Genomic DNA, 11,873 nt, shown 5'->3' on the forward strand with positions numbered 1-11,873 from the left:
TACGGGCGGGTGGGCGAGGAGCCGATGCCCGATCGTGACTCATCCGTAAGCGATCATTGAGCAACCGTTTCCCGTCGGCGTACGTCAAGTTGAGCGAAGCGACAATCTCGTACCCCACCATCAGCGTGTCCGGCCATTCTGATGGCGTATAAAGTCCCACCGCCCGGTTGCCTCACCCTTTCGCACCCCCCCTAGACTGAACCTCCAGCACAGGTGGCTTAAACGCTCGAAAGGCGCCCCCGTGTCCATCGGCAACTCCCCTGAAGACGAGCGTCCGTTCGAAGACGTGTCCGAGGAAGCCCGTCCCTCGATCGGCCGTGCCCTGAGGCAGGCCCGCATCGACGCCGGGCTGACCGTCGACGACGTCAGCAGCGCCACCCGGGTCCGCATCGCCATCGTGCATGCCATCGAGGCGGACAACTTCGCTCCCTGCGGCGGCGACGTGTACGCCAGAGGCCACATCCGGACCCTGGCCAAGGCCGTCCACGTCGATCCGGCTCCACTCCTCGCCCAGTACGACGCCTCCCACGGCGGACGACCGGCGCCGACCCCGGCTGCCCCGCTGTTCGAGGCGGAACGCATCCGTCCCGAGCGACGCGGGCCCAACTGGACGGCGGCCATGGTCGCCGCGATCGTCGTGGTGATCGGCTTCGTCGGGTTCACCGCGTTCAAGGGCGACGCCGAGGGCGGGAAGTCGGCGGTGGCTGAAGGCGGCTCGACGCCCACGGCCGACAAGACCAAGCCCATCCCGAAGACCGACAAGCCCAAGGACCCGAAGCCGTCGGACAGCGCCATCGCGGCCGTCCCCCAGGACAAGGTGACCGTCCAGGTCAGCGCCGCGGACGGCAGGAGCTGGATCTCCGCCAAGGACCACAACGGCAAGCTGCTCTTCGACGGACTCCTCAAGCAGGGCGACTCCAAGACCTTCCAGGACAGCGAGAAGATCAACCTCGTCCTCGGTGACGCGGGCGCGATCGACCTCTACGTCAACGGCAAGAAGATCGAGGACGACTGGCAGCCGGGCGCCGTGGAGCGCCTGACCTACACCAAGGGCGACCCGCAGGCCGGATAAGTCCGGCCGAAGGGGTGAGGACCACACGGGGTTGGCCAAGATCGGCCAACCCCGTCGACGTGGGGTGTCAGTCAGACAAAGTAGTCTTGAGCCCATGCCTGAACGCCGTACCGTCGCACTCGTCACTCTTGGCTGCGCCCGTAACGAGGTGGACTCGGAGGAGCTCGCAGGCCGCTTGGAGGCGGACGGCTGGGACCTCGTGGAGGACGCCGCGGACGCGGATGTCGCCGTGGTCAACACGTGTGGCTTCGTCGACGCCGCCAAGAAGGACTCCGTCGACGCGCTCCTGGAGGCCAACGATCTCAAGGGGCATGGGAGAACCCAGGCCGTCGTGGCGGTGGGCTGCATGGCCGAGCGGTACGGCAAGGACCTCGCCGAGGCCCTCCCCGAGGCCGACGGCGTGCTCGGCTTCGACGACTACGCGAACATCTCGGACCGCCTGCAGACCATCCTGAACGGCGGCATCCACGCCGCTCACACCCCGCGCGACCGGCGCAAGCTGCTGCCGATCAGCCCGGCCGAGCGGCAGGAGTCGGCGGCCGGCGTCGCGCTTCCCGGGCATGCCCCCGCCGACCTTCCGGAGGGGCTCGCTCCGGCGTCCGGCCCCCGTGCGCCCCTGCGCCGCCGCCTCGACGGCTCCCCGGTCGCCTCGGTGAAGCTGGCCTCCGGCTGCGACCGGCGCTGCTCCTTCTGCGCCATCCCGTCCTTCCGCGGCTCCTTCATCTCACGGCGCCCGAGCGACGTCCTGAACGAGACGCGCTGGCTCGCCGAGCAGGGCGTCAAGGAGATCATGCTGGTCTCCGAGAACAACACCTCGTACGGCAAGGACCTGGGCGACATCCGCCTGCTGGAGTCCCTCCTGCCCGAGCTCGCCGAGGTCGACGGCATCGAGCGGGTGCGCGTGAGCTACCTGCAGCCGGCCGAGATGCGGCCCGGACTGATCGACGTGCTGACCTCGACCCCGAAGGTCGCCCCGTACTTCGACCTGTCCTTCCAGCACTCCGCCCCCGACGTGCTGCGCGCGATGCGCCGCTTCGGCGACACCGACCGCTTCCTGGAACTGCTCGACACCATCCGCGGCAAGGCGCCCCAGGCCGGTGTGCGCTCGAACTTCATCGTCGGCTTCCCCGGCGAGACCGAGGCCGACCTGGCCGAGCTGGAGCGGTTCCTGAACAGCGCGCGACTGGATGCCATCGGTGTCTTCGGCTACTCCGACGAGGAGGGCACGGAAGCCGCGACGTACGACGACAAGCTCGACGAGGACGTAGTCGCCGAGCGGCTGGCACGTGTCTCCCGGCTGGCCGAGGAGCTCGTCTCGCAGCGGGCCGAGGAGCGCGTCGGGGAGACCGTGCACGTGCTCGTGGAGGCGGTGGACGCCGAGGACTCGGCGGAGGGCGCGTACGGCCGTGGGGCGCACCAGGCGCCGGAGACGGACGGCCAGGTGCTGCTCACGAGCGGCGCGGGGCTGAGCATCGGTCGTATCGTCGAGGCGAAGGTGGTCGGCACGGAGGGCGTCGACCTGGTGGCCGAGCCGCTGCAGGGCACGCTCGCGTGTAGTGAGGAGGCGGGCAGATGACCGGAGTTCCGGCGTCCGCCGCGGGTGGCTCCTCCCCGGCGGGTGCGGCAGGCAAGGTGGGTGCCATGGGTTCGTCCAAGGCCGGTGGCTCGACGGCGACCGGTGCGGAACGCGGTGGCGCCGAAGCCGGTGTGCCGGACGGGGCGAAGCCCGCGCGCGGCGGGAAGATCGTGGCGGCGGCCGTCAACCAGGCCAGCGTCTGGAACATCGCCAACTTCCTGACCATGCTCCGGCTCGTCCTTGTGCCCGTCTTCGTCGTGCTGATGCTGGCCGAGGGTGGATACGACCCCGCCTGGCGCTCGTTCGCCTGGGCGGCCTTCGCTATCGCCATGATCACCGACCTGTTCGACGGTCATCTGGCCCGGACGTACAACCTCGTCACGGACTTCGGGAAGATCGCCGACCCCATAGCCGACAAGGCGATCATGGGTGCGGCGCTCATCTGTCTGTCCGCGCTGGGCGATCTGCCGTGGTGGGTGACGGGAGTCATCCTCGGCCGGGAACTCGGGATCACTCTCCTGCGTTTCCTGGTCATCCGGTACGGCGTGATCCCGGCGAGCCGGGGCGGCAAGCTCAAGACCCTCACGCAGGGCGTGGCCGTCGGGATGTACATCCTGGCGCTGACGGGGTGGCTGGCCACTCTGAGGTTCTGGGTGATGGCTGCGGCGGTCGTCCTGACGGTGGTGACCGGACTCGACTATGTGAGACAAGCCATTGTGCTGCGCAGGCAGGGAATCGCCGAGCGCAAGGCCGCGTTGGAGGAGACGGAAGCGTGAATTCCACGGCCGCCGACGTCGTGCGACTACTCACAGTGAGAGGCGAGACGCTCGCTGTCGCCGAGTCGCTGACGGGCGGACTGGTTGCGGCGGAAGTCACAGCCGCCCCTGGGGCATCAAAGGCGTTCCGGGGGTCGGTGACCGCCTACGCCACCGAGCTCAAGCACCAGCTGCTCGGCGTCGACGCCACTCTGCTGGCCCAGCACGGAGCGGTGAATCCGCAGGTCGCGGCCCAGATGGCGGTCGGCGTACGGAAGGCTCTGGGGGCCGACTGGGGCATCGCGACGACCGGCGTCGCGGGACCCGAGAGGCAGGACGGACAGCCCGTGGGAACGGTTTTCGTGGCCGTGGACGGGCCCTTCGCCCCTGGTTCCGGTTCCGCCGGTGGCGGAAAAGTGGAGGCGCTGCGGTTGAACGGCGACCGCGCGGAAATTCGTATGGAGAGTGTACGGAGCGTACTCGCACTGCTCCTGAAGGAGCTTGCGAGCGAACACACTGGGAATGAGCGGGCACAGGATACGGAACAGAACGGGGGGTTTTGATGTTTGCAGCCCTGAGTGAACACGACATCGCTCCCCGCACGGCCGCGGCGCAAGGCGGTACGGTGGGGCGTGAAGGATGCGGCTACGCGGTCCGAGGAGGGAGCCACCGATGATTCTGCTCCGTCGCCTGCTGGGTGACGTGCTGCGTCGGCAGCGCCAGCGCCAGGGCCGTACTCTGCGCGAAGTCTCCTCGTCCGCCCGAGTTTCACTCGGCTATCTCTCCGAGGTGGAGCGGGGGCAGAAGGAGGCTTCCTCCGAGCTGCTCGCCGCGATCTGCGACGCGCTGGACGTACGGATGTCCGAGCTCATGCGGGAAGTGAGCGACGAACTCGCGCTCGCCGAGCTGGCCCAGTCCGCTGCGGCCACTGCGAGCGAGCCTGTGCCCACGTCGGTCCGTCCGATGCTGGGTTCCGTGTCGGTGACCGGTGTGCCACCGGAACGGGTGACCATCAAGGCGCCTTCCGAGGCGGTGGACGTGGTCGCCGCGTAACGGTGCCGTCGGTGCGCATGGGATGACCATGTGCTGAGAAGTTGTGTGAGGCCCCGGCCGGGCCTTCTCCAGGGAGATCTGGGGGAGTGCGGTCGGGGTTTCGTGCTGTACAGGGCGTGCAGGTCCGTTTGCCGGTGGGTGGCCCGGCGGTCATCGTGGAGGTGTGACGGCGCCTGACGCGCCGTGATGGCGTTGGCCCGCGCTGCATCCGTGTGCCGTTGGTGCGCCCTCCCGGTGGGTGAACGGGCGCCCTAGCCTCGGGCTGGAGGTGAGTGGATGGCACGGCCGATAGCGCGCTGGGGGGTGGCTCTCGGGTTCGGTGCGCTGTGGTGGTGGGCCGTGCTGCGGCTCGCGCTGGTGCCGCAGGCGGGGGCGCTCGAAGGGGCCGTGGCGGCCGGAGGATGGGGTCTGAGCCTGTTGCCGGTGCACTGCGTGCCGAAGGCGCGGGCCGCGGGAGCCGTCGATCCGCGGCGCTGGGCGGAGGCCTGGCGGGCGGGGCGGGCTACCACGGCATCGCCACACCGCCGTTCGGACGAAGGATCTGCCCCGTCGTGAAGGACGAAGCGTCCGACGCCAGGTGCAGCACGGCGTGCGCGACGTCCTCCGGCTCGCCGACCCTGCCCAGCGGCGACATCCGGGCCATGAACGCCTCCGTCTGCGTCTGGGCTTCGCCGTGGTGGTCGGTCATGGGCGTGCGGATCCAGCCCGGTGCGACCGCGTTGACTCTGATGCCGTATCGGCCGATCTCGTTCGCCAGGGTTTTCGTCAGCTGCACGACGGCTGCCTTGGCCGCGCCGTAGCAGAGCAGGCCGGGGCCGCCGGTGTCGACGGCGCCCGAGGCCATGGTGATGATGCTGCCCTTGGTGCGCTGGGAGAGCATCGCGCGGGCGGCCTCCTGGCAGGCGTAGAGCACGCCCTTGAAATTGACGTTCAGTACACGGTCGAGGTCCTCGTCACGGGTCTCCAGGACCGGGCTGCTGTGCATGATCCCCGCGACCGCGGCCATCACATCGAGACGCTCGCAGGAGGCGACGGCCCGGCGGAGCTGGTCGCGGTCGGTGACGTCGAGGTGGTGGGTGCGGGCGGTGCCGCCGCTCGCCTTGATCAGGGTCGCCGTGTCGTGCAGGCCCTGGGCATCGCGGTCGGCGCAGTGCACGGTGGCGCCGGCTTCGGCGAGCAGCACGGCCGAGGCGCGGCCGATGCCGCTGGCCGCGCCGGTGACGAATGCGGTGAGTCCGGTGAGGTCGTACGCCTTGACGGCCATGAAGGGACGGTACGAGGATTTCTGACGGGGCGTCAATTAGTCGTACGGTGCTGAGTCCCGCGGCGTGAGGGGGTGCCGGGTGCCGGGCTCGGGGCGGGGCCCGCCTGGCAGTTGGGGCACCAGTAGGTGGGGCGCTCGCGGGAGCCGTCGCCCTGGTCGGCCGCGCGGATCGGGGTGGTGCAGCGCAGGCAGGGGCGATTCGTGCGGCCGTACACGAACAGGTCCTGGCCGCGGCGGCCCGTCGTACGGCGGATCGGGCGGTCGCGGTTGGCTTCCAGCAGCTTCTTGGCGAGCACGGGCAGTTGGGCGGTGTGCTCGGCGGGGAGGGCGCCGACCGGCAGCCAGGGGGTGACGCGGAGCAGGAAGCAGAGCTCGCTCTTGTACACATTGCCGATGCCGGCGAGGTTGCGCTGGTCCAGCAGGGCCTCGCCGAGGGGGCGGGCCGGGTCCGCGAGGAGGTTGTCGAGGGCGCGGTCGGGGTCCCAGTCCGGGCCCAGGAGGTCGGGGCCGAGGTGGCCGACGGCGCGGTGTTCCTCGGCGGTGTGCAGGAGCTCCAGGACGGGGAGGCGGTAGCCGACGGCTGTGCGGGTTGTGTGGGCTGTGTGGTCTGTGCGGGGTTCGGCGGCAGCGAGGATCACGCGGATCTGGTGGGCGGGGCCGCCCGTCCAGCGTTGCTGGTCCGTGTAGACCTTCCAGGAGCCTTCCATCCCCAGGTGCGAGTGCAGCGTCAGGCCGCCCTCGACGCGGGTGAGGAGGTGTTTGCCGCGTGGGGTGACGTCCAGGACGCTGCGGCCCGTGAGGTCGACCGTGGCGTACTTCGGTACCCGGAAGTCGGTGCGGGTCAGGGTTTTGCCCGCGAGGGCGGTGTGCAGCCGTTTCGCGGTTTGCCAGACCGTGTCTCCTTCGGGCATGGGTCCAGGGTGGCATGGGGTGGGGTGGGGCGTCGGCGGTGCTGGGTGCCGGTTGCGGTGCGAGGTGGGGTGGCCCCGGCGGCTGTGGGTTGCGTGGGGTGAGGGGTGCGGCTGGAGGGTGGCTTGGTGGGATGAAGGGTGCCGTCGGGTGGCGGGTTGGAGGGGATGAGGGCGCGGTCGGTGACCGCACGGTGGGCTGAGGGTGCAGGTGGCGAGCGGGGCGGGGCTCGGGTGGGGCTCAGCGGCCGGGCGGGCGCGGTGTGGTCAGGCGCGTAGGCGTAGGCCTCGGGGTGTTGCGATGAAGCCCGCTCCTTCCAGGAGGGTGCCTAGGGGGGACGTCAGGGCGGAGGCGCCGTTCACGCGTTCCACCGTGACCGTGCCCAGGGAGCCCGCGCGGGCGGCTGCGGCGAGGGCCTCCGCGGCCGTGTGCAGTCGGGGGTCGTCCGCGGGGTCGGTGTCGGGGGCCGAGGGCCAGGCCAGCAGTGTCTTGCCGCCGCGCTCCATGTAGAGGGTCAGCTCACCGTCGACGAGCACCACGAGGGAGCCCGCCTTGCGGCCCGGCTTGTGCCCGGCACCGGTGGGAGGCTCGGGCCAGGCCAGGGCGGCGCCGTACGCGTTCGCCGGGTCGGCGGCGGCGAGGACGACGGCTCGGGTGTCGGCGGCCGGGCGGTTGCGACGGGAGGCGAAGCCTGGGCCGGATCCGTACGGTGTGCCGCCGTTGTGCCACGCGGGGGCTTGCGGGGCGCGCGGGCCGGCCTGGGGTGCGCGGTCGCGGGGCGAGACGTAGTCGCCGGGGCCCAGATGGGCGTCCAGGAAGTCGTGGTCGAGGTCGGGGATGTCGTATGCGGGGGCCGCGTCATGGGCGCCGTACGGGTCAGCGCTGTCAGGGTTGTCGTACGTGCCGAAGTCGGCCGTGGTGCCGAGGCTGTCGGTACCGTCGGGGCCAGGAGGGCCGTAGCCGTCGGGGGCGCTCGGGCCGGGCAGGCCTTCGCCGCGGTCGCGGGCGTTGGCCACCGCGCGCAGGCGGTCCACCGCGCCGTCCATCGCGAACTGGGCGGCGCCCAGTCCCTCGACCACGTAGCCGCGCCGCGCCTGGCCGCTCTCCTCGAAGGCGGACAGGATGCGGTACGTCGCCGAGAAGCCGCCCTCGACGCCCTCCGCGGTGACCGCCCCCCGGGTCACCACGCCATGCCGGTCGAGGAGTGCGCGGGCCAGGGCGTGGGCGCGCACGGTGGGGTCGGGTTCGTGCGCCGGGAGCAGGGACCAGCGGCCGGCGACGGTCGGCGGGCCGGTGCGGGAGGCGGGGCGGGCGGCGGCCGTGAGGGAGCCGTAGCGGCCGCGCGGAACGGTGCGCTTGGCCCGGTGGGCCGTGGAGCCGGCGGTGCGGCCCGAGCCCAGCAGGGAGCGCATGGGTGCGAGCGTGTCGTTCGTCAGGCGGCCCGACCACGCCAGCTCCCAGAGGGCGTCGGCGATCTGGGGGTCGGTGACGTCGGGGTGGGTGGTGACACGGATCTGATCGGCGATCTGGCGGAAGAACAGGCCGTAACCGCCGGAGAGGGCGTCCAGGACGGACTGGTGCAGCGCCGTCAGCTCCAGGGGGTGCGGCTGCGGCAGGAGCAGTGGCGCCGCGTCCGCCATGTAGAGGGAGACCCAGCCGTCCTTGCCGGGGAGCGAGCCCGCTCCGGCCCAGACCACCTCTCCGGCCGCGGTGAGCTCGTCGAGCATCGCGGGGGTGTAGTTGGCGACGCGGGACGGCAGGACGAGCTTCTCCAGGGCGGACGCGGGCACGGATGCGCCCTGCAACTGCTCGATGGCGCGGACCAGTCCGTCGATGCCTCGCAGCCCGTGTCCCTTGCCGATGTGCTGCCACTGGGGCAGGAACTGGGCGAGCGCGGGCGGCGGTACCGGCTCCAGTTCATGCCGCAGGGCGGCGAGGGAGCGGCGGCGCAGGCGGCGCAGGACCGCGGCGTCGCACCACTCCTGCCCGATGCCGGCCGGGTGGAACTCGCCTTGTACGACGCGCCCGCTCGCCGCCAGCCGCTGAAGGGCGCCCTCTGTGATCGCCACGCCCAGGCCGAAGCGGGCCGCTGCCGTGGCCGAGGTGAACGGGCCGTGGGTGCGGGCGTAACGGGCGAGGAGGTCGCCGAGCGGGTCCTTGACCGGCTCGGTGAAGGCCTCGGGCACGCCGACCGGCAGGGCCGTGCCGAGCGCGTCGCGCAGGCGTCCCGCGTCCTCGATCGCCGCCCAGTGGTCGCCGCCGGCGATGCGGACCTTGATGGCGCGGCGGGCGGCGGCCAGTTCCTGGGCCCAGTGCGGTTCGGCGCCCCGCTCGGCCAACTCGGCGTCCGTGAGCGGGCCGAGGAGGCGGAGGACGTCCGCGACGCCTTCGACGTCCTTGACACGGCGGTCCTCGGTGAGCCACTGGAGTTCCTGCTCCAGCTCCGTCAGCACCTCGGCGTCGAGCAGCTCCCGCAGCTCCGCCTGGCCGAGCAGCTCGGCCAGCAGGCGCGAGTCCAGCGACAGGGCGGCGGCACGGCGCTCGGCGAGTGGGGAGTCCCCCTCGTACAGGAACTGGGCGACGTACCCGAAGAGGAGCGAGCGCGCGAAGGGGGACGGCTCGGGGGTGGTGACCTCGACCAGGCGCACCTTGCGGGACTCGAGGTCGCCCATGAGCTCTGTCAGACCCGGGACGTCGAAGACGTCCTGCAGGCACTCGCGGACCGCCTCCAGGACGATCGGGAAGGAGCCGAACTCGCCGGCCACCTGCAGCAGTTGGGCGGCGCGCTGGCGCTGCTGCCACAGCGGGGTGCGCTTGCCCGGGTTGCGGCGCGGCAGCAGCAGCGCGCGGGCGGCGCACTCGCGGAAGCGGGACGCGAACAGGGCCGAGCCGCCGACCTGGTCGGTGACGATCTGGTCGACGTCGCCCTTGTCGAAGACGACGTCCGCCGCACCCACGGGCGCCTGGTCGGCGTCGTACTCCGTGCCGGCCTTCATCGGTTCCTGGTCCAGGAGGTCCAGGCCCATGAGGTCGGCGTCGGGCAGGCGCAGCACGATGCCGTCGTCGGCGTGCATGACCTGTGCGTCCATGCCGTACCGCTCGGAGAGTTTCGCGCCGAGGGCGAGGGCCCAGGGGGCGTGGACCTGGGCGCCGAAGGGGGAGTGCACGACGACCCGCCAGTCGCCGAGCTCGTCGCGGAAGCGCTCGACGACGATCGTGCGGTCGTCCGGGACGTGGCCGCAGGCCTCGCGCTGCTCGTCCAGGTAGGACAGGACGTTGTCGGCCGCCCATGCGTCCAGACCGGCGGCGAGCAGACGCAGGCGGGCGTCCTCCTTGGGCAGCGAGCCGACCTCGCGCAGGAACGCACCCACCGCGCGGCCCAGTTCGAGTGGGCGGCCCAGCTGGTCGCCCTTCCAGAAGGGAAGGCGGCCCGGTACGCCCGGGGCGGGGGAGACCAGGACGCGGTCGCGCGTGATGTCCTCGATGCGCCAGGAACTGGTGCCGAGCGTGAAGACGTCCCCGACGCGGGACTCGTAGACCATCTCCTCGTCGAGCTCGCCGACCCTGCCGCCGCCCTTCTTGGGGTCGGCTCCGGCGAGGAAGACCCCGAAGAGACCGCGGTCGGGGATCGTGCCGCCGGAGGTGACGGCGAGGCGCTGGGCGCCGGGGCGGCCGGTGATCGTACCGGCGACGCGGTCCCAGACCACGCGCGGGCGAAGCTCCGCGAAGGCGTCGGACGGGTAGCGGCCGGCGAGCATGTCGAGGACCGCGGTGAAGGCGGATTCGGGGAGCGAGGCGAACGGGGCGGCCCGGCGGACGGTGGCGAGGAGGTCGTCGAACTGCCAGGTGTCCATCGCCGTCATCGCGACGACTTGCTGCGCCAGGACGTCCAGGGGGTTGGCCGGGACCTTGAGGGACTCGATGGACCCGGTGCGCATCCGTTCGGTGACCACGGCCGCCTGGACCAGGTCACCGCGGTACTTCGGGAAGACCACGCCTGTGGAGACCGCGCCGACCTGGTGTCCTGCGCGGCCGACGCGTTGCAGGCCGGAGGCCACGGAGGGGGGTGATTCGACCTGGACCACGAGGTCGACGGCGCCCATGTCGATGCCCAGTTCGAGGCTGGAGGTGGCCACCACCGCGGGGAGACGGCCCGCCTTGAGGTCCTCCTCGACCAGGGCGCGCTGTTCCTTGGAGACCGAGCCGTGGTGGGCGCGCGCGATGACCGGCGGTGCGCCCTGGGCTGCGCCCGAGCCGCCCATGAGTTCGGCCGGGGCGTGCTGTTCGTCCAGGGTTTCGCCGGTGGCCCGTTCGTAGGCGATCTCGTTGAGGCGGTTGCACAGGCGTTCCGCGAGGCGGCGGGAGTTGGCGAAGACGATGGTGGAGCGGTGGGCCTGGACCAGGTCGGTGATCCGCTCCTCCACGTGCGGCCAGATCGAGGGGCGCTCCGTGCCTTCGGAGCCGTCGGCCACCGGCGAGCCGCCGAGTTCGCCGAGGTCTTCGACGGGGACCACGACCGAGAGGTCGAACTCCTTGCCCGACTTCGGCTGGACGATCTCCACCTTGCGGCGGGGGGAGAGGTAGCGGGCGATCTCGTCGACCGGGCGGACGGTCGCGGACAGGCCGATGCGGCGGGCAGGCTTCGGGAGGAGCTCGTCCAGGCGCTCCAGGGAAAGGGCGAGATGAGCGCCGCGTTTGGTGCCCGCCACCGCGTGGACCTCGTCCAGGATCACCGTCTCGATGCCGGTCAAGGCGTCGCGTGTGGCCGACGTCAGCATCAGGAACAGGGACTCGGGGGTGGTGATCAGGATGTCCGGGGGGCGGGTCGACAGGGCTCGGCGCTCTGCGGCAGGGGTGTCGCCCGAGCGGATGCCGACCTTGACCTCGGGCTCGGGCAGGCCCCGGCGTACGGATTCCTGGCGGATGCCGGTCAGGGGGCTGCGGAGGTTGCGCTCCACGTCGACGGCCAGGGCCTTCAGCGGGGAGACGTAGAGGACGCGGCAGCGTTTCTTGGGGTCGGCCGGCGGGGGTGTGGAGGCCAGCTGGTCCAAGGCCGCGAGGAAGGCGGCCAGCGTCTTGCCGGAGCCGGTTGGGGCCACGACCAGCACGTCCGAGCCCTCGTTGATGGCTTTCCACGCGCCTGCCTGGGCTGCGGTGGGCGCGGAGAAGGCGCCCGTGAACCAGCCGCGGGTTGCGGGGGAGAAGCCGTCCAGGGCTCGGTGTCCTTTGCTGACCATGCGTCCA

The 11,873-nt window shown here is 71.6% G+C and carries 9 protein-coding genes; 6 read left to right on the forward strand and 3 right to left on the reverse strand.

What is annotated here, in order from left to right; all coding sequences use genetic code 11:
* The first annotated feature begins 241 nt into the window (after positions 1-241).
* The 6 genes from ACZ7L6_RS26925 (at position 242) to ACZ7L6_RS26950 (ending at position 5,011) form a co-directional block, all read left to right on the forward strand.
* A complete protein-coding gene (locus ACZ7L6_RS26925; protein WP_471928146.1) occupies positions 242-1,072 on the forward strand; it encodes a helix-turn-helix domain-containing protein in 831 nt (276 codons plus the stop codon).
* A gap of 94 nt (positions 1,073-1,166) precedes the next feature.
* On the forward strand, positions 1,167-2,648 hold the full coding sequence (gene rimO, locus ACZ7L6_RS26930; RefSeq protein WP_471928148.1) for a 30S ribosomal protein S12 methylthiotransferase RimO: 1,482 nt from the start codon (positions 1,167-1,169) through the stop codon (positions 2,646-2,648).
* Entirely contained in the window at positions 2,645-3,424 is a 780-nt protein-coding gene (pgsA, locus tag ACZ7L6_RS26935) for a CDP-diacylglycerol--glycerol-3-phosphate 3-phosphatidyltransferase (RefSeq protein ID WP_471928150.1), read from the forward strand. The genes rimO and pgsA overlap by 4 nt, the downstream gene beginning before the upstream one ends.
* Positions 3,421-3,966: a CinA family protein gene (locus tag ACZ7L6_RS26940; RefSeq protein ID WP_471928152.1), complete on the forward strand. Its 546-nt coding sequence runs from the start codon at positions 3,421-3,423 to the stop codon at positions 3,964-3,966. The genes pgsA and ACZ7L6_RS26940 overlap by 4 nt, the downstream gene beginning before the upstream one ends.
* A 109-nt stretch (positions 3,967-4,075) precedes the next feature.
* On the forward strand, positions 4,076-4,456 hold the full coding sequence (locus ACZ7L6_RS26945; RefSeq protein WP_471928154.1) for a helix-turn-helix domain-containing protein: 381 nt from the start codon (positions 4,076-4,078) through the stop codon (positions 4,454-4,456).
* A gap of 276 nt (positions 4,457-4,732) precedes the next feature.
* Positions 4,733-5,011 (forward strand): hypothetical protein, encoded by a 279-nt coding sequence (locus ACZ7L6_RS26950; RefSeq protein WP_471928156.1) that lies wholly within the window; start codon positions 4,733-4,735, stop codon positions 5,009-5,011.
* Here ACZ7L6_RS26950 and ACZ7L6_RS26955 read toward each other — a convergent pair.
* From ACZ7L6_RS26955 to ACZ7L6_RS26965, 3 genes are all read right to left on the reverse strand, one after another.
* Complete coding sequence (locus tag ACZ7L6_RS26955) at positions 4,959-5,720, reverse strand: SDR family NAD(P)-dependent oxidoreductase (protein ID WP_471928158.1); 762 nt, start codon at positions 5,718-5,720, stop codon at positions 4,959-4,961. The two genes, ACZ7L6_RS26950 and ACZ7L6_RS26955, sit on opposite strands and share 53 nt — an antisense overlap.
* Positions 5,721-5,752: 32 nt before the next feature.
* Positions 5,753-6,631, reverse strand: a complete 879-nt coding sequence (locus tag ACZ7L6_RS26960; protein ID WP_471928160.1) for an Fpg/Nei family DNA glycosylase — start codon at positions 6,629-6,631, stop codon at positions 5,753-5,755.
* A 264-nt stretch (positions 6,632-6,895) separates the two neighbouring features.
* Positions 6,896-11,866, reverse strand: coding sequence for an ATP-dependent helicase (locus ACZ7L6_RS26965; RefSeq protein ID WP_471928162.1), 4,971 nt, complete (start codon positions 11,864-11,866; stop codon positions 6,896-6,898).
* Positions 11,867-11,873 lie beyond the last annotated feature (7 nt).

The organism is Streptomyces sp. NPDC107522 (genome assembly GCF_055657525.1).